This window comes from Methylobacillus glycogenes JCM 2850, assembly GCF_000617925.1.
In the GTDB taxonomy this organism is placed as follows: Bacteria; Pseudomonadota; Gammaproteobacteria; order Burkholderiales; family Methylophilaceae; genus Methylobacillus; species Methylobacillus glycogenes.
Window position 1 is genome coordinate 16478 of sequence record NZ_BAMT01000010.1, and the last position, 25107, is coordinate 41584.

Here is a 25107-nt window from a genome sequence, read left to right on the forward strand (position 1 = left end):
TTTTATGGCTGAAAAACAGCACTGCTGTTGCTGCGGCAGCAGTGCTGTTGCCAGGCGAAAAGCGCAGCGCTCTTTGCCTGATTCAAACCTTAGAAGCGATAACCAAAAGTGGCTTGTACCGACAGTGGATGTGAAGGCACCACGAACTCTCCTGTAGTACCGCCCACGCCGCCCGTGCTGTAGTTCTTGCGGTCGGTCAGGTTGAGCACACGCAAGGCCACGTCATACTTGGGCTGGTTGTAATACAGCGTCAGGTCGAAGTTGTAGTTGTTGGGAATACGCACATCTTCGGCCGGGTTGGTATACCAGCTGCTGGTCCACCAGGCAGAAAGCGTGGCGCCCAGGCCGGAAGGTAGGCGGTAATCCAAGTAGCCATTGGCGGAATACTTAGGGATGCCTGGGGCGCGAATCGCACCTGGGTTGGGCAAGCGGCTGAAGAAGTTGCCATCCCCAAATACCGTAGCGTTATCTGGCACAAAGCCTGCTGCCGAGAAGAAGCCACCGGGATAAGCCAGATAAGAGAACCTGGCATCGGTGCGCGAGGCATTGGCCCCTCCGCTGAGTCTGTCTGTGGCCTGGAAGCGTATTGAGGTTTCCACCCCCTTGACGATCAAACGTGCCATTTGCCCGAGGTTATCTGGGGAGGTGTCACGCTCTTGGCGATAAGCCGTCAGCGTAGCAAACAACTTGTCGGGGATGACCTCAGACTTGATCCCAGCCTCACGCAATATGCTCAGGCTGCGGAATGCCAGCGGCGAAAGTTGGTTGCCTGCACCCCAGGTCAAGACATCGGCAAAGCCGCCAGTATTGATGGCATAGGAGCGATCATAGTTGGTGTATAGCGTGGTGTACTGGGTAGGCTTGTATAGCAGGCCAGTCTGCAGGCTGGGCAACCAGACGCTGTAGCTGTCGCTACGATTATCCGTCGCCGGGTTGATCACCAGCGGGTTCTTGATCCTAGCATCAATATAGGACGAATTGAGGCCGATATTGAAGCCGTATTTATCATTGATGAGGAAGTTCTGCTGCGTAAATACCGAGGTCGTGGTCCAGCGGCCTTCACTAGTATAGACCGCACCGCCACCAGAGGCCGGGAAGCCGCCCACCTCAGCATAGAGTCCACCACCCACCGGATACATACGCGGCAATACCAGATAACCAAAGCTGGATAATTGCGGTACACCTGCCTGGCCTATCCATGATCCTGAAGTGCCATAGGTAGGCAAGCCCAGCAGGCCTGCCGGGGTTTTCAGGCTGAGTGATGCCGTAAGATCATAAGGTGAAGTGGTAAAGCTATTGTTGGCTGCCAGGGTGCGGAAGCTTTCGCGGCGGAAGGAAATACCGGTATTGCTGCGGTCAGTGACCTTGAGGCCAAACAGCTCAAATTCATGACGGCCACGCAACTCGGTACGGTTATCAAAAATCTTGTCGGTAAACTGAGTGAGGAAGCTGCCTACCGAATCATTGGTATCGTCCGAGTACTGCACCATGGTGCTGTTGAGGATGGACCATTGCGGGTTGAGGTCTATCGCCACGCGCAACTGGCTGACGCCGCGCTTGGAAGTGTTTTTGTCCTCAGAGCGGGAGAAGTCACTGCGCGAAAGCTTGACCGGGTCATTGCCAGGAATCGAGGGATCGTAGACCCAACCGCGTATGGTGCCTGGGGCGCTGGCATTGGTGAACGGTGCTGCCACATTGCCCACGACCACCATTTGCCCGGCACTGTTGCGCACACGTTGTTGCCAGCCGGTAATCGCGGAATCAGCGGCACCTGAGGCATAAACTGGGGAATAGTAATTTGTGCCCTGCTGAATGATGGGCGTTGCACGACCCGCATTGTAGGTGCCGTGATCAACCAAGTCCTGCGTGGTACGGTTCCAGCCGTGGATGATGTTGTAATCGTAGTAGTCATCGTAGCTGGCATTCCAGTCCACGCGCACACCGTCCTGCGGCTTCCAGGCCAGCGCGCCGTAGAAGGCATTGAAATTGTTGCTGACGTTATCGTAATAATCGTTGGTACGCTGCGGTGTGACACTGACGCGGTAGGCCAGGGTGTCACTGATGGGGCCTGTGGTGTCATAAGAAATACGTGCAGTACGGAAAGAGCCGCCGCTAGGTACCCAGGTGCCAATCAGGCCGCGAATTTCCGAGCGCTGCTTCTCAAAATCCGGCAGCTTGGAAAGATAATTGATATAACCGCCACTACGCGAGCTGGGGCCAAACACTTGCGGTGGTGTGCCGCTGACCACATCAGCACCTTCATAGGCATTGATGTTGAAAGGACGGCGTACGTTATAAGTGCGCTGACCGTCCTGGAACAGTTCTGAGGACTGACCACGGATAGTCGGGGCCAGATTGACGTTTTGCCCGCCGTTACGCTGAATGCTGGGGCCGTAGCGCACCAAGTCATCGGCATTGCGGATGGGGTCTTTGGCCAGTTGGTCGGCGGTAATCTCAAACACCGAGCGTGGTGTATCCAGCACCGAAGCTGCGGCCCCTAGCGAGCTGGTGGGGCGGCCAGGTAGTGGCCCGCTTTTCACGGTGGCACCCTGCACCACCACATGGCCAAGCACATTGGCATCGGCATCATTGCTGGCGCTGGCATTGGCGCGGGTTTCAGTGCTGCTGTCTTCAGCCGCTGTGGCAGCAGTAGCCTCGGCTGCAATGGCTTCTTCCGCAGCCAGCGCCTGGTTGGAATACACGCTGAGCAAGGTGCTGATGGCAATAAAGCCCAGCGAGCGCCTGGCGTGCAATTGGCGTTTCTTCATAATTTCCCCTTGTTGAAGCCCGCCACATGGCGGGGGTTTTGCAAAAATTAACAACTTGGGGGTTGTCGGCAAATTCTGTGCCAGAAAATAATTTAAATAAAAACAATAGCTTAATAATTGTGCCTGCTGATGGCTCACCAGCAGCTGCCTGCGAATGAGCAGCTCAGCTGTACAAGAAACAGGCAGTGGTTTTGTGATGCATAAGCCTTTAACAACAGGCGCAGATTAGTGCACTGAATATACGGTGCTACCAAGAAACCCAGCAGTGCTGCTGGGCCAACCCACGCTGTTGCCAAGCGTGCAGACGGGCGTGATATTTGCTGATTTTTATACACTGCCTTGCTGGGTGTTGAATGTAATGGATTGATTCGGCGCACCTTTTTGTGCACCTGCGTCAGGCATGGAGCTTGCGTCGGCATGAGCTGAGAAAACCCATATCTATAAACCGATTCAGGAGTGATGAAATGCCCGTGGAATTTGTTGGCGGCCTGTTTGCGCGCAACCAGTACAGCCCGCGTCAAGGCGGTGGTGAAAAGCTTGATCTGCATTATCTGCGTGATTTAGCACGCGCCCATGAGCATGCTGGGTTTGACCGCGTGCTGATTGCCAATGGTGGCGCTGACCCCGCTTATCTGGCGGCCTATGCGGCCTCGCAGACCGAGCGTCTGGGCTTTATGATTGCGCACAGGCCCGCGCTGCAAAGCCCCACGCTGGCAGCGCGCGCCTATGCTTCACTAGACCATATTACGGGCGGACGCATACGCTTGCACACCATTACTGGCCATGCGGTGGATGCTGAACATGGCGATACCCTGGCTGATAAAGCCTTGCGCTATGAACGTGCCGGGGAGTATCTGGATATCGTGCGACGCTTGTGGACTTCGGACAAGCCTTTTGATTATGAAGGCAAATACTTCCAGCTCAAGGATGCGTATATCCCGCTCAAGCCCTTACAGCAGCCCCATATTCCGATTTCACTCGGTGGCTCCTCAGATGGCGCTTATGAAGTGGCGGTACGCCATACCGATCTTTATGCGCTATGGGCTGAGCCGCTTGCGGATATAAAGGAGCGTATCGCCAAACTACAGGGGGTGGCCGATGCAGCTGGCGTGCCTGCCCCACGGGTGAGTCTGTCGGCGCGCCTGATCATAGGCCCCACTGAAGAAATTGCCTGGCAGCGTGCGCATGAGATTGTCGAGCGTCTCAAGCAAAGCCATCAAGGCACCACGCCTTTTGTACAAAATCGTCTGCACGCGGGTGGCGCCTTGCGCCAGCAAGAAATTGCCGCGCGTGGTGACCGTCATGACCGTAATCTTTATATGGCCACTTCTACGGCGATTGGTACAGGTGCTGATACCACCTCGCTGGTGGGTACGCCTGACTCCATCGTGCAATCACTGTTGGATTACTACGATCTAGGGGTGACCACCTTCCTCAATCGAGGCTATGAGCCGCTGTACGACGCGATTGATTATGGCCGTTACATCATCTCTACCGTGCGTGAGGAAGTGAAGCGCCGCGATGAAGCCAAGGCCCGCCAGGCTGCTGCCTAAGTAAAACTGCATGGGGGTAGTTTAAGCTCCCAGCCACAGCACAAAACAAAACGGCGCTCTGGATATGCTCCGGAGCGCCGTTTTTTTATTTGCCAGCCTGAGTTAGCTAAAGCTTATCTCTTTTTTGGCGGCAACATATCGGTGATAGTGCCTTCCTTCAGTTCAGCGGCAAAGCAGATAGTTTCCGACAGCGTAGGGTGCGCGTGTATGGTCAGGCCGAGATCATGCGCATCTGCGCCCATCTCGATGGCCAGCACGGCTTCCGCCAGCAGTTCACCTGCGTTAACGCCCACAATGCCAGCGCCGATCACACGGTGAGTGTCTTTGTCGAAAATCAGCTTGGTAGCACCTTCAGAGCGCGCAATCGATAGCGCACGGCCACTGGCAGCCCAGGGGAAGGAGGCTTTTTCAATGTTCAGGCCCTGGGCCTTGGCATCGGTTTCTGTTACGCCTACCCATGCCACTTCAGGGTCGGTATACGCTACCGATGGAATCACCATGGCCTGGAACTCCACCTTGTGTCCGGCGATGACTTCAGCGGCCACCTTGGCTTCATGCGTGGCCTTGTGTGCCAGCATGGGCTGACCGACGATATCGCCAATCGCAAAGATGTGCGGCACGTTGGTACGCATTTGCTTATCGACAGCGATAAAGCCGCGCTCATCAACTGCCACGCCTGCGTTTTCAGCACCAATATTCTTGCCATTGGGCTTGCGGCCTATGGACACCAGCACGCGGTCATAAATCTGGGCTTCTGTAGGCGCGTTGGCACCTTCAAAGCTGACGTGTATGCCGTCTTGCTTAGCCTCAATCTTGGCGACCTTGGTCGAGAGCATGATGCTTTCAAAGCGTTTTTCCATGCGTTTTTGCAAGGGGCGGATCAAGTCACGGTCAGCACCTGGAATCAGGCCATCCATAAACTCGACCACGCTGACCTTGCTGCCCAGCGCGTCATATACCGTGCCCATTTCCAGGCCTATGATGCCGCCACCTATGACCAGGAGTTTCTTGGGCACATCAGCCAGCGCCAAGGCACCAGTGGAATCCATAATGCGTTCATCTTCTGGCGCACCGGGGAACTTGGTGGCTTGTGAGCCTGCGGCGATGATGGCGTTTTGGAAACCAACAGTAGTGACCTTGCCATCGGCAGCGGTCACCGCAATTTGGTGAGGGCTGGTGAACTGGCCCACGCCCTGCACCACGGTAACACCGCGTTGCTTGGCCATTTGTGCCAGGCCGCCAGTCAACTTGGCCACAACATCATTAGCTTTCCAGTTGCGCAGGGTATCGAGGTCTATCTGTGGCTGACCAAAGCTGACGCCATGGTGGCTGGTTTCTTCGGCTTCGGTGATGACCTTGGCGGTGTGCAGCAAGGCCTTGGATGGAATGCAACCGACGTTGAGGCAGACGCCACCCAGGGTGGAATAACGCTCGATCAGCACGACTTGTTTGCCGAGGTCAGCCGCGCGGAAAGCGGCAGTGTAGCCACCAGGGCCAGAGCCCAGTACCACGATTTCGGTGTTGATATCAGAATCACCACTGGGCGCAGCAGGGATTGAACTAGCAGCTGGCGCAGGGCTGGCAGCGGGTGCCTGACTGGCTGGAGCCGCCGCGGGGGCAGGTGCAGGTGCGGGTGTAGCCGCAGGTGTAGATGCAGCTTCGGCAGCTTCAGCTTCCACCAGCAGAATTAATGCACCCTTGCTACCTTGTCGCCAACCTTGACCTTGATTTCCTTCACCACGCCAGCGTGGGAAGAAGGGATATCCATGGAAGCCTTGTCGGATTCCAGGGTAATCAGCGAGTCTTCCTTGGCGATGGTATCGCCGACCTTGACCAGCACTTCGATGACATCAACGCTATCGAAATTGCCGATATCGGGCACGAGTACTTCAGTTAATTTGCTCATTTCTAACCTTTAGACTGCTTACAGTAACAAGCGACGCACATCAGACAGCATCATGCGCAAGTGGCTGGTGAAGCGAGCGCCATCAGCGCCATCAATCACGCGGTGATCGTAGGACAGCGACAACGGCAGAATCAAGCGTGGCTCGAATTCGCGCGTCTTGCTGTTGAACACCGGCTGTATGCTGGAGCGGGAAACGCCAAGAATGGCGACTTCAGGGCAGTTGATGATAGGCGTGAAAGCGGTACCGCCTATGCCACCCAGGCTGGAAATGGTGAAGCAACCACCTTGCATTTCCTCAATCTTCAGCTTGCGTTCACGTGCCTTGGCAGAAAGCTCGCCCAGTTCAGCGGCGATTTCAAGCACATCCTTGCGATTCACATCGCGGATCACAGGGACTACCAGCCATCAGGCGTATCGCAGGCAAAGCCGACGTTGTAGTACTGCTTGAGAATCAGGCTGTCACCATCAGGCGCAAGCGATGCATTGAAGTTGGGGTAAGTGCGCAGGGCGTTGACCGAAGCCTTGATCAGGAAGGCCAGCATGGTGAGCTTGACGCCGCGTTTCTCAGCCTCGGCCGACATGGACTTGCGGAAGTCTTCCAGATCGGTGATATCGGCTTCGTCAAATTGCGTGACGTGCGGGGCAGTCACCCAGTTGCGGTGCAGATTGGCACCTGAGAGCTTCTTGATGCGCGACAGCGCCTTGGTCTCGGTAGCACCAAACTGGCTGAAATCGATGACAGGTGCCTGGCTCACCGCCAAGCCGCCAGCCGTGGCAATGCCACCACCACGTGGCTTGCTCAGTTCGCCCTTGACGAAGTTTTGCACATCTTCTTGCAGAATGCGGTTCTTGGGGCCGCTAGGGCTGACCAGAGACAGATTGACACCCAGGTCGCGCGCAAACTTGCGTACCGATGGGCTGGCATGTGCCTGCTTGCCTGGCGCGGTTTCCACGCTGGCGGCTATCGGGTTAGGGGTTGCTGCGGGTTGTATGGTCTTGGGTGGTTCAGGCGCAGGGCGGCTGGGTTCAGGTGCGCTGGCTGCAGGCGCTGGCGCTTCTGGCGCGGGTGCTGCAGCTGGAGCCGGTGCGGCAGCAGGCGCAGCAGTAGCCGCAGCTTCATCGGCGTCCAGGGTCAAAATCAGGGTGCCCTGAGTGGCCTTGTCACCAAGCTTGATCTTGACTTCCTTCACCGTACCGGAGAACGGAGAAGGGATGTCCATGGAGGCCTTGTCGGACTCCAGCGTAATCAGCGAGTCATCTTTGGCAACGGAATCACCGGCCTTGACCAGGATTTCAATGACATCCACGCTGTCAAAGTTGCCGATGTCGGGAACGAGTACGTCTTTAATTGCCATGCTTCATGTTCCTTAAGAAAAATCTTTAGCAGTCTTGTGCAAATGCCCGCAGCAGTTTGCGCGGGCATTTACAGGATCATGACTAGCCTGCCTTTAGGCGGCCAGTCTCAAGCTTAAACCGTGGTCGGGTTGGGCTTGTTGACGTTGATATTGTATTTCTTCAGTGCCTCGGCGGCCTTGGCTGCTGGCAGCTTGCCTTCATCCGCCAGTGCCTTCAGCGCGGCTACCACCACATGGAATCTATCCACCTCGAAGAAGCTACGCAGTGCCTCGCGCGAGTCTGAGCGGCCATAGCCGTCAGTGCCCAGCGTGACATAGCGTTGCGGGATAAAGGTGCGAATCTGGTCGGCAAACGACTTCATGTAATCAGTAGAAGCAATCACCGGGCCTTCAGCCTTCTTCAAGGACTTGGCGACATAGCTTTCCTTCTGTGGCTTTTCTGGGTTGAGCAGATTCCAGCGCTCAACATCCAGGCCTTCACGGCGCAGCTCGGTAAAGCTGGTCACGCTCCAGATATCGGCAGAGACACCCCAGTCTTGTTCCAGCAGCTCAGCTGCGGCGATCACTTCACGCAGAATCACGCCACTGCCCAGCAATTGCACTTTCGGGCCTTTGTTCTTGGATTTGCTGAACTGGTAAATACCCTTGAGTATGCCTTCTTCAGCACCCTTGGGTAGAGCAGGGTGGGTGTAGTTTTCGTTCATCAGGGTGATGTAGTAGTACACATCTTCCTGGTTTTGCACCATGCGGCGCATACCTTCCTGAATGATCACCGCCAGCTCGTAGGCAAAGGTCGGGTCATAGGAGATGCAATTGGGGATGGTGGCCGACATCAAGTGGCTATGACCATCTTCGTGCTGCAAACCTTCACCGTTCAATGTGGTGCGGCCTGCGGTGGCACCAAGCAGGAAGCCGCGTGAACGTGAGTCACCCGCCGCCCATGCCAAGTCGCCAATACGTTGGAAACCGAACATGGAGTAGAAGATGTAGAACGGAATCATCTGAACGCCGCTGACGCTGTAAGACGTTGCCGCTGCAATCCATGACGAGAAGGAACCCGCTTCGTTGATACCTTCTTCCAGAATCTGACCGTCCTTGGATTCCTTGTAGAACATCACCTGGTCAGCATCTTGTGGCTCGTAAAGCTGGCCAACGGAGGAGTAGATGCCGAGTTGACGGAACATACCTTCCATACCAAAGGTACGAGCTTCGTCAGGCACGATAGGCACGACGTATTTGCCGATCTGCTTGTCACGCACCAAGGTAGAGAGAATACGCACAAAGGCCATGGTGGTAGAGATTTCACGCTCACCAGTCGCGCCCAACATATTCTCGAAAGCGGACAGTTCAGGCACGGTCAACTCATTGCCCTTGCGGCGGCGGGAAGGCACAAAGCCACCCATCGCTTCACGGCGCGACTTGAGGTATTGCATTTCTGGGCTGTCTTCAGCCGGACGGTAGAAGGAGAGGTTTTCTACTTGTTCGTCGGTCAGGGGCAGATCAAAGCGGGTACGGAATGCCTTGAGAGTTTCCACGCCCATGCTCTTTTGCTGGTGGGTGGTGTTCTGGCCTTCGCCTTCCTGGCCCATGCCATAACCCTTAACGGTCTTGGCGAGGATGACGGTAGGCTGACCAACATGGTTAACCGCGCTGTGGTAAGCGGCGTAAACCTTATGCGGATCATGACCACCACGGTTAAGGCGCCAGATATCTTCATCAGACATCGCGGCCACCATTTCCTTAAGCTCAGGGTACTTGCCGAAGAAGTGTTCACGCGTGTAAGCGCCACCCTTGGACTTGAAGTTCTGGTATTCACCGTCCACGCACTCTTCCATGCGCTTACGCAGCAGGCCGTCCTTGTCCATGGCCAGTAGCGGATCCCAATAAGAACCCCACAATACCTTGAGCACATTCCAGCCAGAGCCACGGAAGGCGGCTTCAAACTCCTGAATGACCTTACCGTTGCCGCGTACCGGGCCGTCCAGACGCTGCAAATTACAATTGATCACGAAGATCAGGTTGTCGAGCTTTTCACGCGCTGCGAGCGAGATGGCACCCAGAGATTCCGGCTCATCCATTTCACCGTCACCACAGAACACCCAGACCTTGCGGCCGGATGTGTCGGCAATGCCACGGTCGTGCAAATACTTAAGGAAACGTGCCTGGTAAATACCCTGCAATGGCCCCAGGCCCATGGATACGGTAGGGAACTGCCAGAAATCAGGCATCAGCCAAGGGTGTGGGTAAGAAGACAAGCCATTGCCTTCCGCTTCAATACGGAAGTTGGACATCTGCTCTTCGGTCAAACGGCCTTCTAGGAAGGCACGGGCATACACACCTGGAGAGGAGTGACCCTGGAAGTAGATCAAGTCACCGCCGAAGTTTTCATTGGCAGCGCGGAAGAAGTGGTTAAAGCCAGTGTCGTACAGCGTAGCCGCAGACTGGAAACTGGCAATGTGACCACCCACGCCTGGCGATTTCTCGTTGGCGCGCAGTACGGTCATGATGGCGTTCCAACGTACCAGGGCGCGAATCTTGCGCTCCATGGCGGTGTCACCTGGATGCTTGGCTTGCAGGTGAGATGGAATGGAATTCACATAGGCGGTAGTCGCGTTGTAGGGTAAGTAAGCACCTGAGCGGCGTGCCTTGTCGATCAGCGTTTCCAGCAGGAAATGTGCGCGTTCGGTTCCCTCGTTCTCAAGTACCGATGAGATGGCATCAAGCCATTCCTGGGTTTCTTGAGGGTCAATATCGGGGGTCAATGCCATGTAAGGATTCTCCGGGAAACTTTTTAAGATACGCTGGGGTATCAGGTCCTGATGCAGCACCAAGCATTGCCAAATCGCTGGCTTGATGCCGTTTTGAAGCCGCTATATTGGCTTTTTTGACTGTTTAGGTCAAGTTTTGCAGTGCGCGACAAGCACTGAATGGCAGGCGGTAAGCTGCTAAATACAAGGGAAAACTTGGGTTGCAACAAGCCATGCTCAGCCGTGGTGCAAAATCAACAAAATCTGCCCAGATTTTCTATACCGATTAGTCTTTGCCACATGCGGCCGCCAGCCGCAAAAACCGCGCATAGCCTGCCCGCCTGACACACTCTTACCATTCTTGGCGCTATACCGATCTGGACATTCTGCTGCAAGCCTTTGTTTGCACAGCACCAGGCCTTTATTCGACGGGCAGAAATGGCGATGGAAATGCGGATGCTCCCTAAAAATTAACCATAATTTGAAAAGGGATTTGACATTAATATTTTACTTTTGCTAATTTATAAATGTCAAAACGCTGGGTCTTGTGCATGCTTTTCATCCTGTCCTCACATCTATGCACCAAAGTCATGCGCGTCTTTCTCCTGCGCTTTAGCTGGTTCAGCAAACGTTTATTGTCGTGGCAAGCAACATCTTCACTTGAGCAAACTTCAGCCCGGAAAATGTCGTTCAGTCCAATCTGCAGCGCCATCTGCGGTGGGTGTCTGGCACTGGGCTTGTCTGCAATAGACGCGCGGGCAGCAGAAGCTGGAGGGGAATTCATTAGGGACCGACGGACAGGTGAATTGTTAGAAGTTACGAGTGTTTCAAGAATAGAAAGGAAATTATGATGATAAATAAAAGAAAGAAATTATTGACATATGATGAATTGTTGGAAAAATTTCCAAATATTTATTTTGAGGATGCTTTTAGTGTTTTTGAAGAAAAAACCCCTGAGATGACTCAGAAAGCTAGACTTAGTAAAAAAATTACGACAGGTTATCTCTTGAAGTTTTTGCAAGACAATAATCTTACGAGGAAAATTATTTGCGCAACGGCTCCAGACATACCAGATGATCTCGTGATTTATTATCGAGATTTAGTGCCAAAAGCCCTAGAATTAGACAGATTGGCACTGGAGAAATGGTACGCCCGTTTTGATAGGAGCGTGAATGCAGACCCTTCGGATGTCAGGATATTGGAAAAATATCTTAAGCAAATAAATGATCAAGAAAAGGATTGAAAGGTCATTGCGTTGTTAATGGTAGTTGTTATGCCAGATGTTGTGTTTATATTAAATCATTAACACCATGCCATTGATGGAGATACAGCCATGATAAGGGCACCACTCGGGGATTTACATTACTGGAACAAATGGGTCGAATTCGGCAGAAAAACTACCGATGAACGTTGGCAGAAAATTAGCGTGCCAAGTAAAAATCCCGATTTTCGCCCTCAATATGTTTTCGATCTCGCAAAAAACATAATTTTTTATTACATAGTTTGTCGTTATTCCCGCGGCGACAATGTTCACGAGTTAGCCGAATCTTTCCCTGGCCTACTTGAAGCTTGGGAGCTATCCAACCAACTTGCAGCAGAACTTAATGCCGCCCTGAAGCCAGGGCAAGGTTGGGATTATAGACGCGCATTTGGCCCTCCCAGAGTGACCAAAGACCCACGAGGGCACAATGACCCCCGTTCCTGGGCCTTTGATCTACATAACCTCAACCACTATAACTGGTGCTTCTGGCTGGTTGGTTTGGCCTTGTCGCTCAACATTCCCGATGCGCAATGGCAACGCCTATTAGCATTGGTAGGAGGTGAGGGCGAAGACATCCTGCTGGATCGCGTAATCGCCAGCCGCCAGCCACAACGCCAGATAGGGGGCAAGCTACTGCACCGCAAACCTTATGCGCGCATGCTTAAGGCCATTGATGCTCCCCAGGCAGAACAAGCAGCATTATTGCGAGAGTTTGTAGAGCATTGGTATGCAGAACTTGAGCGCAAGGGCCATGATGAACTGTGGTGGTACACCTTTGGAGACCCAGTTAAAAGTCGTCTTGCCGGGGGCTGCTATTTTGGCCGTTGGTGCCTGGAAGCAGTGGCGGCCGTCAAGGCTTTTAATCTTGATGACAGTGCCTGTCTAGGACATGATATTATCCCGGTGACTTGTTAAGACCTGATGGCCCCAGCACCCATCCTTATCGGCCTGAACCTTTTCAAGGATGGCTAGAGAGAATCCTGACTTATTTTGGTAAAAAACCGGATTAACGCTTTATGAGGGTTGGGCTTGCCTTGAGTCTGTTGGTCGTTGCCTTCCATAACTATCTTAAGAACTATGTGAAGATAAAGAGTTACTCAGGTTATGACTATCCAGCCTCAGAGCAACAAAATTACCCCTAAAGTTGGCACTAGCAAGGGAAGGTTTTCACAACCTCCCATATCTACCACCTCTCCCAACTTAACAATTCCCACTTATCGCCTGTGCCATTCATTCTTAGGGAGTGCCTGCATGGAAAATGCTCGCCAGCCCTGCATTTTTATTTATCATGACGACATGTTGGAAGGACATGATCTACAGATTCTGCCGCACGAGGCTGAGTTGACCGCAATACGCGCTCAAGGCTCAGGGGGGCAGAATGTGAATAAGGTATCCAGCGCTATTCATCTGCGCTTTGATGTGCGCGCATCCAGCCTGCCTGAGCATATCAAGGCGCGCTTGTTGCGCTTGCATGATCACCGTATTACGCGTGACGGGGTGGTTATCATCAAGGCTCAGTTGCACCGCAGTCAGGAGTTGAACCGTGAAGATGCACTGCGGCGTTTGCAGGAGTTGGTGAGTAGTGTGGCGGTGGTGCCCAAGGCACGCAGGCCTACCCAGCTACGCGCGGATCACAGCGGCGCAGGCTGGAGGGCAAGAGTCAGCGTGGAGAGGTGAAGGCTTTGCGGCGCAAGGTGGTTGATAGTTAAATGCTGACGGCAGGGCGGGGATGCCCTGCCGCGTCTGCATTGCTCTTCAAGCCCTGGTTTAAGCAGGCGCTGGCTTATTTAAGGTTGGGGGCCAGTGCCAGACCTGCGGTTTGTTTCTCGGCAATTTCCTGCACGGCTTTATCAAGCGCCAGGTAACGATTGGCGGTGTTGGGGTGTGATGCGCCGTGCGCTATGCCTGCCGGGTGCTCTGCACCCATTCTGCGCCAGAAGTTCGGGGCCTGCTTGATGTCATAGCCTGCCCTGGCGGTGGCATAGATGCCAACATAATCCGCTTCTGCCTCAAAATCCTGACTGAACGCGCCTGCGCCCATGTTGCCGCCCAGGTTGGTGACATCCACCCCTGTGGCCACGGTGACGATAGCACCAAGAATAACGCCCAGCATGCGGTTGTTGGATTGTTTGCCTATATGATCCATCTGGTTGTGGGCCAGCTCGTGGCCGATGACGGTGGCCAGTTCTTCATCGGTTTCGGTAAAGCGCATCATGCCGCTGGTGATGTAGATGGCCTTGCCATCGGCATAGGCGTTGACGGCATCACTGCTCACCACGTTGACCGGGTAGTTGCAGATGACTTCCATATCCAGAGTCAGGGTTTGCGCTTCTCCGGCACGCATGATGTCTACAGGCACTGGCAGGCCTGTGGTGTAGGGTCCTGCAATCAGTTTGCGCAGTTCATAATTGCTGGGGGTCACTGCTTGGTTGTTGATGCGCATCACCACATCGCCAGGTTTCAGGCCTGCCTTGCTGGCGGGGCTGTTGGCAAACACTTCAACAATTTTGTATTCATCGCTTAACTGCCAATGTTTGCTGGCGGCTTCTTGTAGCTCGCCCTTGAAATGCGCGCGTGTGAATGCCAAAAGTCCCAGATGGGGGGCGGTATTGCTGCCACAATGGCTGGCGGATTCGCGCAGTATGGGCAAGCCTATGCGCTGCGCCTTGAGGCTGCGGTTTACCTGGCTTTGAAAAGCCAGTTCACGTTGCAGGGTTTTTTCGGTTTCGCTGTGGCTATTGTCTATGCCTGCTTGCCGGGTGACGGGTGCTGAACATGCGCTTAAGGCCATGATCAGCAGGCTGAGTGTAGTGTTGCGTATCATAAAACTCCCCTTTCATGATGACGTGTTGATGAATGTCCCCTTGGTATTAACTGCTGTTGCCTTTGGGTTTGGCTGCGCGGCGCAGGCGGGTGATTTTTCTGGTCATCCAGCGCCATAGCCAGCCATCGGCAATTTCCCGCCCGTTGATAATCCAGGTCAAGGTTTTGTGATTGCTTAGTGATATAGGTTGTGCCGCCTTGGCATTAGGGGTGCCGCAGCAAAGTAAGCGGTCGCCCACAAAGAGTGGGGTGCTTGCATCAGGCAGCAGTTCGTAATGGCCGCTGCGCACCAGCATCAGCGGCACCAGCGCCAGTTTTTCTGTGCGGTTGCCCGGGTCGCGCATCAGGGCATCGAGGGTGACGGGCAAGCCCCAGGCGATAAGGTTGGCAACGGCGGGGCTGTGTTCTACATCTATGGTCACGCCCCAGGCTTCGGGCACATTTTCACCCACCACTTCCACCAGGCGGCTGATCAGGTGATTGGCCCAGTTGTTGTCTTGCGTGCGTACCAGGCGCAAGAAGTGCGTCATCATAGGCGTGATCATGCGCGCCAGACACTCATGGGCAATGATGTCGCTGGGGTCCATGGAGATATCGGCGCTGGAGTGCTCAAACAGCGGTTCGTTATAACGGCGGTTTTTGCGCACCACCACAAACAGCTCGGGATTGAGGCGCTGCGCGGTCATGACGATAGAAAGGTTGTTGATATCGTGGTTGGTGCCAGCGATGATGCCTACCGCGCCTTCAATCCCCGCCTCGGTGAGCGTGGCAGCATCGGTGCCGCTGCCCACTACGCATTGTTCGCAATGCGTGAGTTCAGGGTCGGCTTCAATAATCACGGTGGTGATTTGCTCACGTTCCAGATTCTCCACCACCGCTTTGCCAAAGCGGCCATAACCACAGACTATCCATTTGCCTATGGGCGGCACTTTGGCAGGGTCAGGGTTTCACCCGGCACACCTGTCAACCATTGGTGCAGCAAATATGTGCCTATGGCATGCACTTCCATGCCTAGCTGATCACCGAACAGGGTGTAGGGGTTGAGTATGTGATCCGTACCAAATGAGGCCATATTGGCCGCAACTTCATCATCCTCGGCACGCGCCAGCACAGTCAGCTTGGGGTTGAGCAGCTTGGCCGCCACTGCCACCGCCAAGTTGACGTGGTCGTTATCTGTCAGCGCGGCTATGCCCTTGCACATGGGGTGCCGCACCCCGGCGCGCAGCAAGGTGTCGGGCAGCATGGCATCGGCACACAGCACCGGAATATCAAACTGGTAGTCTTCCAGATCCAGGTCATTCACGCGGTCCTGGCTCAGCTCGGTAACTACTACACGTATGCCTTTGTGATCCAGCGCCTTGACCAGCAGGCTGCCGGTTTCACCATAGCCAGAGACGATATAAAACGGTTCATGCAGGTTTTCCACCGCGCGGGCAAAGCTGGTGGTAGTGAGTGCCTGCTTGAGTGCAGGGTCTTGAAACAGCGAGATAATTTTACCTATGGCGTAAAACCAGGGAATCACCGTCAGGTAAATCGAGAAGGTCATCCACAAGCGTTGTGTCGCGCTATAGGGGTAAGGCACTTCGCCAAAGCCTATGGTGGTAGCGGTGTAGCTGACGACATAGAGCGCCTCGAAGATGCTCATGTGCCAGACCTGGCCCTTGTCGTCCACGCCTGGCATCAGGGTCAGGCCAATAATCGCAATCGTATAGGTGACGATCACGGTGATCAGCGGCGCACGCATGCGCCGCAGGATCAGGAAGAAGATATTGTTCACTATGCGCCTGAGTGGGCGGTTGGTTTAGCGGCGCAGCGTGATGGTTTCGGCCAGCAGCAGAATCACGGAGGTGATATTGGCCAGCAAGGCCCCGCCACTGAGGGAGACCACGCGTGCCGTAGTGCCTGCCTCATCTGAACCATTGAAGGCCACCCACACCACGGCTGCCGCGATCAATTGCAAATCCGCTACCAGGCTGGTGGAAAGGTGGATGGCACCAATCTGCGTGCGGTCGCCAAACTTGAGCACGGTGGCAATCAGGTTGACGACGATGGCGGCGTATAGCTCATAAATATGGTGATAAATCGGGTTATCACTACCACCGATGAAAAAGCCAAAGTTGAGTGTCATCGCCAGCACGATGAAGAAGCCAAAGACTACTTTTTCCAGATTCATGGCGCTCTCAGTTTGCTCTGCAGGTTATCAAGATGGGTGCGAGTTTAGAGGATTTTGGCTTGGAGGGCATCTCTACCAGGCGATTTTTGCCTGCTTGAACTGCTTCCAGGCGGCTTTTAGCTTGGGTTTGCTACGCTTGAGCTGGCGCGCGGCATCGTGCTGCCAAAGTTGGGCTGCGGGCAGCAAGGCAGGGGTGCGACGGGCTGCCAATGCCAAGGTTTGCGCAGTAGTGGCAGTGTCGTTAAGCGTGCCCAGCAGGCTTTGCAGGGTTTTAATCTCCTCCAGCATGGCATCAGTTTTTGCTGCTGCACGTTTGCCACTGAGCGCCGGGGCAATAAACTCCAGCGCAAAGCGCAGGTGGCGTGCAGATTTTCTTGCCTCGTGTTGCTCATTGCTGGCTAGTTTGTGCAGCCCCTTGCCGCGTTGCAGCAGACGCTTGTGCAGCTTTTGCAAAGCCGGGCCAGCCTGGCTGGATAAAGGGGAATTGCCATGGGGGATGCCGCTGGCAATTTTGTGGCCCAGTGCCAGCAACAGGTGCTGGTAGCGCTGTGAATTCAAGCCCTGGCGTACCGCCTGGTAAGCACGTTTACGCGAACGCTGGAAATGTTCTTGCACTTGTTGTGCTTCTGCCGCGGGCAGTTTGAGCTGCGGCAGGGTCTCAGTCAGCATCACATCCAAATCACGGGCTTTGGCTAGCAGGGTATTGAGCCAATTTAGGTCTGCACTGATTTCCTCGTCATGCAGCTTGAACAGCCTTAGCACCACTTTTAGTCTGCGCAAGGCGACACGCATCTGGTGCACGCCTTCAATCTCGGTGCCTTCCAGCGCCAAGCCCTGGTTGGCTTGTAGCTGGCGTAAACATTCCCAACCAGATTTTTCCAGCGCCTGGTTCAAGCTATCATCTGCCGTGATTTGCGCGGACTTGGCTTTGGCAACTTGCTGCTGGAAGCTGCGGTAATAGGCATAGCACGCTGTGCCTTGCTGACGTTTTCAATGGTGAGCGGAATGTCCGCTTGCAGTTGCAGCGCCAGCGCAAACAAATGCGCCACCTGACCATCCTTGAGCTCAAGCTCAATTTCCACCATGGGCTGTTGCTGTTTGCCTGCAATCAGCTGCCCATTGTCTAGGGAAAGCTCTATTTTGCTGCCCTCATAATCCAGCTGCCATTCGGTGCGCTGCATATCGGTGGTGAAAATGGGTTTCAGCGCCTGACGTAATGTCAGGTCGTCAAAGATAGGCGTCAATGAAGGGTCGGTTATTTTGGTGAAGTCTGGCTCACCCTTGGAGATGATGTCTTCCCACTCCAAACGCTGGTGCAAACCAGCGAGCGAGTGCCCCGCAGCCTTGACCGCCTGGAACCAGCCACCCGACATGCGCCTGACGCGCAAGCTGACTTTACGATCCATCAACTGCAAGTCGTCGGTGTCGTAGTAGGTGCTTACCAATCGGCGGGTGAGGGCTTTGCCTATCAGGTGTTTGCGTATGGCCGCATGGCGCTTGAGTTGCGGAATGTCGGCAGTGGCAATGCGCAGTTTGAGCTCAATCTCGTTAGGCATGATATTCCCTGGTCAGATTATTTTTGTAGGCGCTTGTCGTTGTTGACAAGCCAATGCAATAAAGGCGCCCATTGCTGCAAATCGCGTTGCACCTGGGAGGGGCGGATATCAAACAGGCTGGCGCCTTGTTCTGCCGCCAGGGCATACACCTGGGCGCTGCGCAGATTGCCCACAGCGGGAAAGCCCGAGGCGGTGAGAAATTCCTGCAAGCCTGCCGCCGCACGGGTGCGGCTATCAATGCGCATGCCGATGACGGCAACAAAGGTACGGCCTTTGCGCACGGCTTTTTCTTCCTGCAACAGTTGCAGAAAGTCGCGTGTGGCACCTATATCAAAGGCAGAGGCTTGCATGGGCACGATAACGAAATCGACTTCCTTGACTGCATTGCTGAGTTTTTCACCACGCAGGCCTGCGGGAGAGTCGATGATGGTCCAGTCGGCGCTTAAGCTGATGGCATGCTTGCCACGTGCATCCTGGCCGTGAATCAAGGGCAGCTTGTAAGGACGGCGATCCAGCCATTGCAAGGCGGAGCGTTGCCTGTCCATGTCGGAGAGCACAACGTGACGGCCACGGCTGGCGAAATAACCCGCAAGATTGGTGGCTAGCGTGGTTTTGCCACTGCCACCCTTGGGGTTGGCAATCAAGACTGTGCTCAAGTCTTCTCCTGGGGGTTATTTTTCATTATTTTTTTGCTGCTGCTGGCAGGGGGGCGATGTTCAAGAGCTAATGCTGCCCAGGCCAGTTATCAAGTTTTATCTATCTGATATATAGCTAGATATATAGTTATCAGGGCTATATATGATCTGGCGTCAGCATGGCACGCAAGACGGTTTGTTCTTCTTCGCCACGTCTGCGGTTGCATATCCACCAGATAGCGCCTTTCTTGACGCTCCAGTACTGCATTCTACGGGTCATGGCATAGGCCGCCGCCATGCCTAGCGTGGGTTGATGGCCTATGATCAACACACTGTCCTTGCCCAGGGGCCAGCCAGCCGCTTCCAGTATGCTTTGTGGCGATGCGCCAGGGGCCAGCGCATCCAGCGTGGTAAACTCCAGGCCTAGTGCCTGCGCGGTTTGTTGAGTGCGTTGGGCGGGGCTGACAAGAATGCGGGTGTTGGGTGGCATGTGTTGCTTCAGCCATGCGGCCATTTTTTCAGCTTGCTGCTCACCTTTGGCGGTGAGTCTACGGGCCAGGTCGGGAGTGCCTTCCTCAGCCTCGGCGTGACGCCATAAAATAATATCCATAGATGGGTTTGCTAAGCAGAGAATGTCCTTCTATCTTAGCGCCCAACTTGCATTATGACAAAGTGACATCTGTGTGAAATTGCATATTTATCTACCCGATACTGCCGAATATATCGCCAATATCAGCCATGATGCCGCCATGTTGCGGCTGTTGGCGCATGGCAAGCTGCAGTGGCAGCAAAGCGCGCTGGATGCCGCCTTGTGTGGCGTGTTTGGCGTGAGCAAACAGCAGGATTTCCCCTGGGCTGCCCTGGCGCGCTTGGGTGAGCAGGCGAGCGCTGTAGATCAAGCCCAGCAGCCAGATCAAGACCAGCAGCCAGATCAAGATTACTGGCTATTTGCCAGCCCGGTTAACCTGGCCTTGATGCGGGATTCATTTCTGTTAAATGCCCCTGTGCCGCTGCCTTTGAGCGTGGCGCATGAAGAGGGGTTAAGGGTAAGTCTTAATCAGCATTTCTCGGCAGATAATTTGCAGTTTCAAGCCGCGCCCGGCGGTCACTGGTGGTTACGCCTGCCAGCAGACACTGTGCTATCCACCACCTCGCCCTATATCGCCCAGGGCCAGAATATTGCCGAGTATATGCCGCAGGGCGCAGATGCCGCCCGCTGGCGCGCACGGCTGAACGAAATACAAATGCTATTGCACGGGCATGCAGTTAATCAGGCCAGAGAAGCGCAGGGCGAAATGCCTGTTAATAGTCTCTGGCTGCATGGTGGCGGCGTGATGCCTGCATCTACAGCCGCTGTTTCCATGCAGGTTTATACCGATGATGCCAGTGTGCAAGGCCTGGCCCTGTTGTCTGGCAGCAAGGCCTTGCCCGTGACGGATTTGGCCCAGGTGCTGAATAAGCGTGAAGATGCCTTGCTGGTCTACCCCTTGCAGCAATGGCAGTCTGCTTACAGTGAGTTGTTGCTGGCTGCTCTACGCAGTAGAAAGCTGCATGAATTGGCGCTGTATTTTGCCTGGCAGGGGCGGCTGCGACAGTTGGTTGTCAAACCCTATGATTTATTGAAATTCTGGCGCAAGCCGCAAGCAATGGAAGCGTATTTTTAATGGTACAGATTGTAGAACGTAAGGTTGATGCTAGCGCCTGCGAGACCTTGATTGCGGCTGGTGTCAGACCTGCCCTGGCGCGCCTGTTGGCCGCGCGAGGCATTCATGAAGCCGGGCAGCTGGAAGTGTCGTTGGCGCGTTTGCTGCCGCCGGAAACCCTGACCCACAACCTGGCCATGGCGGTATTGCTCGCCAACGCGATTGAAGACGGCAAGCGCATCATCGTGGTGGGCGATTACGATGCTGATGGCGCGACCGCCACTGCGGTAGCGGTCAAGGGCCTGGGCAGCCTGGGGGCCAAGGTGGATTTTCTTGTGCCCAATCGCTTTGAGTATGGTTATGGACTGACGCCGGAAATTGTCGCCCTGGCTGCGACGCAACAGCCCGATATCATATTGACGGTGGATAACGGCATTGCCAGTGTGGATGGCGTCAAGGCGGCGCAAGCGCTGGGGATTCCGGTGTTGGTGACGGATCACCATTTACCCGGGGATGAAACGCCAGACGCTGCCTGTATTGTTAACCCCAATCAGCGCGGCTGTGATTTTGCCAGCAAAAACCTGGCCGGGGTTGGCGTGATGTTTTATGTATTGCTGGCATTGCGCGCCGAGCAACGCTTGCGCGGGGCTTATGCCGATAGGGCTGAACCCAACCTTAGCGAGTTGCTGGATCTGGTGGCCCTGGGCACGGTGGCTGATCTGGTCAAGCTGGATGACAACAACCGTATTCTGGTGGAGCAGGGCTTGCGCCGTATACGCGCAGGCAAGTGCAGCCCCGGCATACTGGCGTTGTTCAAAGTGGCAGGCCGTGACCATGCCAAGGCAGGGCCACAGGATTTGGGCTTTAGCATAGGGCCGCGACTCAATGCCGCAGGCAGGCTGGATGATATGACGCTAGGCATTGCCTGCCTGCTGGAGCAGGATGCAGAGCGTGCACAGCAGATGGCGCAGCAACTGCATGAGCTCAATCAGGAGCGCCGCAGCATAGAAGCCGACATGCAGGATGATGCCTTGCTCAAGCTCGATGGCATAGATGCGACAGGTCGCTATAGCCTGAGCCTGTTTGAGTCTGGTTGGCATCAGGGTGTCATTGGTATTCTGGCTTCGCGCATCAAGGAACAATTCCATAGGCCAGTGATTGCGTTTGCCGAAGCAGGCGATGGCATGATCAAAGGCTCGGGTCGTTCTATCCCTGGCTTGCATCTGCGTGATGCGCTGGATCTGGTCTCCAAACGCCAGCCTGGTTTGCTGGTCAAGTTTGGCGGGCATGCCATGGCAGCCGGGCTGAGCTTGCGCGAAGTGGATTTTGCACGGTTTGCCCACGAGTTTGAGTCTGTGGTGGCGAGCTTGCTGACGCCAGAACAGCTAGAAGCGGTGATAGAGGTCGATGGCGCGCTTGCTGCGGAAGATTTTGCCCTGGAGATGGCGCAATCGCTTGAGCGCCAGGTCTGGGGGCAGGGATTCCCTCCGCCATTATTCATCGATGAGTTTCGCGTTGTGGGTCAGCGCATTGTCGGCGAGCGCCATCTCAAGCTTAGCTTGGAGAAAGCAGGCAGGGTGCTGGATGCCATCTTTTTCCGCCAGGAGGAATTACTGCCCGAAAGTATCTCTGCGGTGTATCAGTTGCAAGTCAATGAATTCCGCGGCGTGAAATCCGTACAACTCTGCCTGCAACACTGGCAAGCGCCGACCTCACGTTGACCGTGCCGTTGGCGGCTTGGTAATATCAATCAACTTTTTTTCGAGTTTCTTATGCGTCGCAAGCTGGTTGTCGGTAACTGGAAAATGAATGGCAACCTTGCGCAGAACGAGCAGTTGCTGCGTACGCTTGTAAACGATCTTCAGGGTGTGGATCACGCCGATTTTGCGGTGTGTGTGCCTTATCCCTATCTCTTTCAGGCGCAGCAATTGCTGCAAGGCAGCAATATTGCCTGGGGTGCACAAAATGTGGCTACGCAAGAAAGTGGGGCGCATACCGGGGAAGTCAGCGCCCAGATGCTCAAGGAGTTTGGTGCCAGCTACGTGATTGTCGGCCACTCCGAGCGCAGCAATGCCTATTGCGAGAGTGACGCCAATATTGCCGACAAGTTTGCCATTGCCAAGCAGCATGGCATTACGCCAATTTTTTGCGTGGGTGAAACCTTGCAGGAGCGTGAGTCTGGCGTCATGGAATATGCCATCGCCAATCAGCTGGATGCCGTGCTTTCGGTCTCTGGCGGTGCGCTGCTGGATCATGCGGTCATTGCCTATGAACCAGTCTGGGCCATAGGCACCAACAAAACCGCGACGCCTGAACAAGCCCGGGCGGCACACTCCTTCATACGCGAGCGTGTGGCAGCCCTGCATCCCGCGCTGCCGAAACCGTAAGAATCCTCTATGGGGGTAGCGTAAATCCGAGAAATGCGGCACAATTGCTGTCTATGCCGGATATAGACGGTGGCCTGATTGGCAGATGCTCATTGGACGCTGCTGATTTTGAAAGAATTTGTCGCGCTGCTTGCGGTATTTAGGCAGGCAGGGGATTGTAGAGAGAATGGAAACAATCGTTACAGTTATACACGTCATTGCTGCGCTGGGTGTTGTTGGCCTGGTTCTCCTGCAGCATGGCAAGGGTGCAGATATGGGCGCGGCCTTTGGTAGCGGCGCATCTGGCAGCCTGTTCGGGGTGAGTGGCTCCTCCAACTTCATGAGTCGTGCAACGGCAGTGTTTGTTGCCATCTTCTTCGTGACCAGCCTCAGTCTCGCTTATCTGACCAGCCATAGGGGTCAACAAGGCAGCGTGGTACAAAATTCCGTAGTGAAATCTGTGCCTGCATCTGAGACTCCAAAACCAGCAGAATCCTCCTCTGCTAAGGATGTACCCAACTAAATTGGTTTTACCGGGCTGAAAAGCCCAATGCCGTCGTGGTGGAATTGGTAGACACGCTATCTTGAGGGGGTAGTGGCGAAAGCCGTGTGAGTTCGAGTCTCACCGTCGGCACCAAACAAAAACCCGTATGACTTAGGTCATACGGGTTTTTTTATGTCTTGGGTTGCTATAGTTTTGCGCGAGGTGGTGTGGTTATGGGCTGGCTGGTGCATCTCGCGCTGGATTGGCGCAAGGTACTAGTTCCTGTTTCTTCAGATTGCAATATTGAGGAAATAATATAGTCATTGATGCGTTTTACGCATTGAATCTTCCAGAAACTATCCAGGCCCGCAAGGGCCTGTTTTTTTGTCTGTCACTTCTCTCTGTGCCGCTTGTTTCTCACGGCGGTATTCATCTCCCCAGTTGTGCGTTTGCTCGGCATTCATGCCAGTTAGCTTTGCCAACATCTCAATTTGCCTAGCTGCAATGAGTTTTGCTTGGCAACTTTGAAATTTGCACATAAGCACATCGCCCTGAATCAGTAAAAAGCCTATTATTTACAAGGGTATTTTGTAACAAAAAGTTAATTGATTATCATTTTACCCCTGAATTTGTAAGGTTATTTTTGAATAAGTCCAATTAAAACATGGAATAACCTTGATAGTGGCTCCCAGTGCGGTGTTTGGCGCTGTTGAGTTGTAATTTATGTGTTACAATTCATTAACAAGTGAGGGGTATGATGCCTCGTGTTTACTTGGTTTTTCAGTCATAAATTTGCTGTTTTTGTACTCAATTTGTAGTCGCGCTTTGCGTGCTCTGCCCCATGTGTTCAAAATCAATGTGAATGATGCTGGATATGCAGGTGGTGGTGAATTCTGGTCTAGGTTCACTGTCGCATCCCATGTGCGGTGTTAAGCCGCTTAAGAATAGGACTTGAACGTGCTGGAGAATTATTTTCCGATATTGCTGTTCATTCTGGTCGGCCTTGGCGTCGGCGTAGCCCCTATTGTCCTCGGCAAGCTGGTTTCTCCCAACCGGCCGGACGCCGAAAAGAATTCCCCGTATGAATGTGGTTTTGAGGCATTTGAAGATGCCCGCATGAAGTTTGATGTGCGCTATTACCTGGTCGCCATCCTCTTCATTCTGTTTGATCTGGAAATTGCTTTCCTGTTTCCCTGGGCCGTGGTGCTGCAGGAGATAGGCTTGTTCGGATTTATTGCCATGGTGGTGTTCCTTGGCATTCTGGTGGTCGGCTTTGTCTATGAGTGGATGAAGGGGGCGCTGGAATGGGAGTAACAGGCATCATAGTCGGTGGGATGTTCATGAAAGGTTTGCTTGCATGAGTATTGAAGGGGTGCTGGAAAAGGGCTTTGTGACCACCACGCTGGATACGGTGATCAATTACACCCGCACTGGTTCGCTGTGGCCTATGACCTTTGGTTTGGCCTGCTGCGCTGTAGAGATGATGCATGCCGGGGCCGCGCGCTATGACCTGGACCGCTTTGGTATTGTCTTCCGCCCCAGCCCGCGCCAGTCCGATGTGATGATAGTGGCAGGTACCCTGGTCAACAAGATGGCACCCGCTTTGCGCAAGGTGTATGACCAAATGGCTGAGCCGCGCTGGGTGATTTCCATGGGCTCATGTGCCAATGGTGGCGGTTACTACCATTATTCTTATGCGGTGGTGCGCGGGTGTGACCGCATTGTCCCTGTGGATGTCTATGTGCCGGGTTGCCCGCCCACCGCTGAAGCCCTGCTCTACGGCATTATCCAGCTGCAGAACAAAATCAAGCGTACCAACACCATCGCCCGTTAAGAG

The 25107-nt window shown here is 54.3% G+C and carries 19 protein-coding genes, 1 tRNA gene and 3 pseudogenes; 11 read left to right on the plus strand and 12 right to left on the minus strand.

All coding sequences use genetic code 11. The features are described from left to right. Window positions 1–89: 89 nt before the first annotated feature. Entirely contained in the window at window positions 90–2768 is a 2679-nt protein-coding gene (locus tag JCM2850_RS12435; RefSeq protein ID WP_025872228.1) for a TonB-dependent receptor, read from the minus strand. 464 nt (window positions 2769–3232) lie between these two features. Between JCM2850_RS12435 and JCM2850_RS12445 the strand changes: the two genes are divergently transcribed. Further along, window positions 3233–4321 (plus strand): LLM class flavin-dependent oxidoreductase, encoded by a 1089-nt coding sequence (locus JCM2850_RS12445; protein ID WP_025872230.1) that lies wholly within the window; start codon window positions 3233–3235, stop codon window positions 4319–4321. 113 nt (window positions 4322–4434) lie between these two features. On the opposite strand, the pseudogene lpdA reads toward JCM2850_RS12445, so the two are convergent. From lpdA to aceE, 3 genes and pseudogenes are all read right to left on the minus strand, one after another. Further along, a pseudogene (gene lpdA / locus JCM2850_RS19115) lies at window positions 4435–6227 on the minus strand (dihydrolipoyl dehydrogenase). A gap of 18 nt (window positions 6228–6245) precedes the next feature. Then, window positions 6246–7582 (minus strand): annotated as a pseudogene (gene aceF / locus JCM2850_RS19120) (dihydrolipoyllysine-residue acetyltransferase). A 113-nt stretch (window positions 7583–7695) separates the two neighbouring features. Continuing rightward, a complete protein-coding gene (aceE, locus tag JCM2850_RS12460) occupies window positions 7696–10350 on the minus strand; it encodes a pyruvate dehydrogenase (acetyl-transferring), homodimeric type (protein WP_025872232.1) in 2655 nt (884 codons plus the stop codon). 826 nt (window positions 10351–11176) lie between these two features. Here aceE and JCM2850_RS12470 point away from each other — a divergent pair. The 3 genes from JCM2850_RS12470 to arfB all read left to right on the plus strand — a co-directional run bounded on the left by JCM2850_RS12470 (window position 11177) and on the right by arfB (window position 13267). Further along, window positions 11177–11572 carry a hypothetical protein gene (locus JCM2850_RS12470; RefSeq protein ID WP_148301264.1) on the plus strand — a complete coding sequence of 132 codons (396 nt, stop codon included), beginning with the start codon at window positions 11177–11179 and terminating at the stop codon, window positions 11570–11572. A gap of 90 nt (window positions 11573–11662) precedes the next feature. After that, on the plus strand, window positions 11663–12505 hold the full coding sequence (locus JCM2850_RS19125) for a PoNe immunity protein domain-containing protein (RefSeq protein WP_051525410.1): 843 nt from the start codon (window positions 11663–11665) through the stop codon (window positions 12503–12505). 336 nt (window positions 12506–12841) lie between these two features. Continuing rightward, complete coding sequence (arfB, locus tag JCM2850_RS19130) at window positions 12842–13267, plus strand: alternative ribosome rescue aminoacyl-tRNA hydrolase ArfB (RefSeq protein WP_439645868.1); 426 nt, start codon at window positions 12842–12844, stop codon at window positions 13265–13267. A 106-nt stretch (window positions 13268–13373) separates the two neighbouring features. On the opposite strand, the gene JCM2850_RS12485 is transcribed toward arfB, so the two are convergent. From JCM2850_RS12485 to JCM2850_RS12515, 8 genes are all read right to left on the minus strand, one after another. Beyond that, window positions 13374–14414: a M48 family metallopeptidase gene (locus JCM2850_RS12485; protein WP_025872237.1), complete on the minus strand. Its 1041-nt coding sequence runs from the start codon at window positions 14412–14414 to the stop codon at window positions 13374–13376. A gap of 46 nt (window positions 14415–14460) precedes the next feature. Then, complete coding sequence (locus JCM2850_RS24070) at window positions 14461–15342, minus strand: potassium channel family protein (protein WP_369384897.1); 882 nt, start codon at window positions 15340–15342, stop codon at window positions 14461–14463. Continuing rightward, the gene (locus tag JCM2850_RS24075) at window positions 15330–16190 is read right to left on the minus strand and encodes a potassium channel family protein (protein ID WP_369384898.1); all 861 of its coding nucleotides are present in this window, start codon (window positions 16188–16190) and stop codon (window positions 15330–15332) included. Before JCM2850_RS24075 ends, JCM2850_RS24070 begins: the two co-directional genes overlap by 13 nt. A gap of 24 nt (window positions 16191–16214) precedes the next feature. Then, window positions 16215–16586, minus strand: coding sequence for a DUF6394 family protein (locus JCM2850_RS12495; protein ID WP_025872239.1), 372 nt, complete (start codon window positions 16584–16586; stop codon window positions 16215–16217). Between the two features lie 72 nt (window positions 16587–16658). Next, complete coding sequence (locus tag JCM2850_RS20595) at window positions 16659–17480, minus strand: CHAD domain-containing protein (RefSeq protein WP_025872241.1); 822 nt, start codon at window positions 17478–17480, stop codon at window positions 16659–16661. Further along, window positions 17477–18142, minus strand: coding sequence for a CYTH domain-containing protein (locus JCM2850_RS12505; protein ID WP_025872243.1), 666 nt, complete (start codon window positions 18140–18142; stop codon window positions 17477–17479). Before JCM2850_RS12505 ends, JCM2850_RS20595 begins: the two co-directional genes overlap by 4 nt. Window positions 18143–18159: 17 nt before the next feature. Beyond that, the gene (locus tag JCM2850_RS12510) at window positions 18160–18798 is read right to left on the minus strand and encodes a nucleotide-binding protein (protein ID WP_025872245.1); all 639 of its coding nucleotides are present in this window, start codon (window positions 18796–18798) and stop codon (window positions 18160–18162) included. Window positions 18799–18934: 136 nt separating this feature from the next. After that, window positions 18935–19387, minus strand: coding sequence for a SixA phosphatase family protein (locus tag JCM2850_RS12515; protein ID WP_025872247.1), 453 nt, complete (start codon window positions 19385–19387; stop codon window positions 18935–18937). Window positions 19388–19460: 73 nt separating this feature from the next. On the opposite strand from JCM2850_RS12515, the gene JCM2850_RS12520 reads away from it, so the two are divergent. The 7 genes and pseudogenes from JCM2850_RS12520 to JCM2850_RS12550 all read left to right on the plus strand — a co-directional run bounded on the left by JCM2850_RS12520 (window position 19461) and on the right by JCM2850_RS12550 (window position 25104). Next, entirely contained in the window at window positions 19461–20441 is a 981-nt protein-coding gene (locus tag JCM2850_RS12520) for a hypothetical protein (RefSeq protein WP_025872248.1), read from the plus strand. Continuing rightward, a complete protein-coding gene (recJ, locus tag JCM2850_RS12525; RefSeq protein WP_025872249.1) occupies window positions 20441–22141 on the plus strand; it encodes a single-stranded-DNA-specific exonuclease RecJ in 1701 nt (566 codons plus the stop codon). The genes JCM2850_RS12520 and recJ overlap by 1 nt, the downstream gene beginning before the upstream one ends. 51 nt (window positions 22142–22192) lie before the next feature. Next, a pseudogene (gene tpiA / locus JCM2850_RS19140) lies at window positions 22193–22950 on the plus strand (triose-phosphate isomerase). A 23-nt stretch (window positions 22951–22973) separates the two neighbouring features. Further along, the gene (secG, locus tag JCM2850_RS12535) at window positions 22974–23309 is read left to right on the plus strand and encodes a preprotein translocase subunit SecG (protein ID WP_025872250.1); all 336 of its coding nucleotides are present in this window, start codon (window positions 22974–22976) and stop codon (window positions 23307–23309) included. Between the two features lie 29 nt (window positions 23310–23338). Beyond that, a tRNA-Leu gene (locus JCM2850_RS12540) sits at window positions 23339–23423 on the plus strand. Between the two features lie 804 nt (window positions 23424–24227). Further along, entirely contained in the window at window positions 24228–24584 is a 357-nt protein-coding gene (locus JCM2850_RS12545) for an NADH-quinone oxidoreductase subunit A (RefSeq protein WP_025872252.1), read from the plus strand. Between the two features lie 43 nt (window positions 24585–24627). Further along, complete coding sequence (locus tag JCM2850_RS12550; protein ID WP_011480281.1) at window positions 24628–25104, plus strand: NuoB/complex I 20 kDa subunit family protein; 477 nt, start codon at window positions 24628–24630, stop codon at window positions 25102–25104. Window positions 25105–25107 lie beyond the last annotated feature (3 nt).

Excerpts from the sequence above, each read along its gene's own strand:
- JCM2850_RS12485 (WP_025872237.1), bottom strand. The coding sequence starts at position 14,414 with ATGATACGCAACACTACACTCAGCCTGCTGATCATGGCCTTAAGCGCA.
- JCM2850_RS19125 (WP_051525410.1), top strand. The coding sequence starts at position 11,663 with ATGATAAGGGCACCACTCGGGGATTTACATTACTGGAACAAATGGGTC.
- JCM2850_RS12445 (WP_025872230.1), top strand. The coding sequence starts at position 3,233 with ATGCCCGTGGAATTTGTTGGCGGCCTGTTTGCGCGCAACCAGTACAGC.
- aceE (WP_025872232.1), bottom strand. The coding sequence starts at position 10,350 with ATGGCATTGACCCCCGATATTGACCCTCAAGAAACCCAGGAATGGCTT.
- JCM2850_RS12470 (WP_148301264.1), top strand. The coding sequence starts at position 11,177 with ATGATGATAAATAAAAGAAAGAAATTATTGACATATGATGAATTGTTG.
- arfB (WP_439645868.1), top strand. The coding sequence starts at position 12,842 with ATGGAAAATGCTCGCCAGCCCTGCATTTTTATTTATCATGACGACATG.
- JCM2850_RS12505 (WP_025872243.1), bottom strand. The coding sequence starts at position 18,142 with ATGCCTAACGAGATTGAGCTCAAACTGCGCATTGCCACTGCCGACATT.
- JCM2850_RS12515 (WP_025872247.1), bottom strand. The coding sequence starts at position 19,387 with ATGGATATTATTTTATGGCGTCACGCCGAGGCTGAGGAAGGCACTCCC.
- JCM2850_RS12495 (WP_025872239.1), bottom strand. The coding sequence starts at position 16,586 with ATGAATCTGGAAAAAGTAGTCTTTGGCTTCTTCATCGTGCTGGCGATG.
- JCM2850_RS12550 (WP_011480281.1), top strand. The coding sequence starts at position 24,628 with ATGAGTATTGAAGGGGTGCTGGAAAAGGGCTTTGTGACCACCACGCTG.
- secG (WP_025872250.1), top strand. The coding sequence starts at position 22,974 with ATGGAAACAATCGTTACAGTTATACACGTCATTGCTGCGCTGGGTGTT.
- JCM2850_RS12435 (WP_025872228.1), bottom strand. The coding sequence starts at position 2,768 with ATGAAGAAACGCCAATTGCACGCCAGGCGCTCGCTGGGCTTTATTGCC.
- recJ (WP_025872249.1), top strand. The coding sequence starts at position 20,441 with ATGGTACAGATTGTAGAACGTAAGGTTGATGCTAGCGCCTGCGAGACC.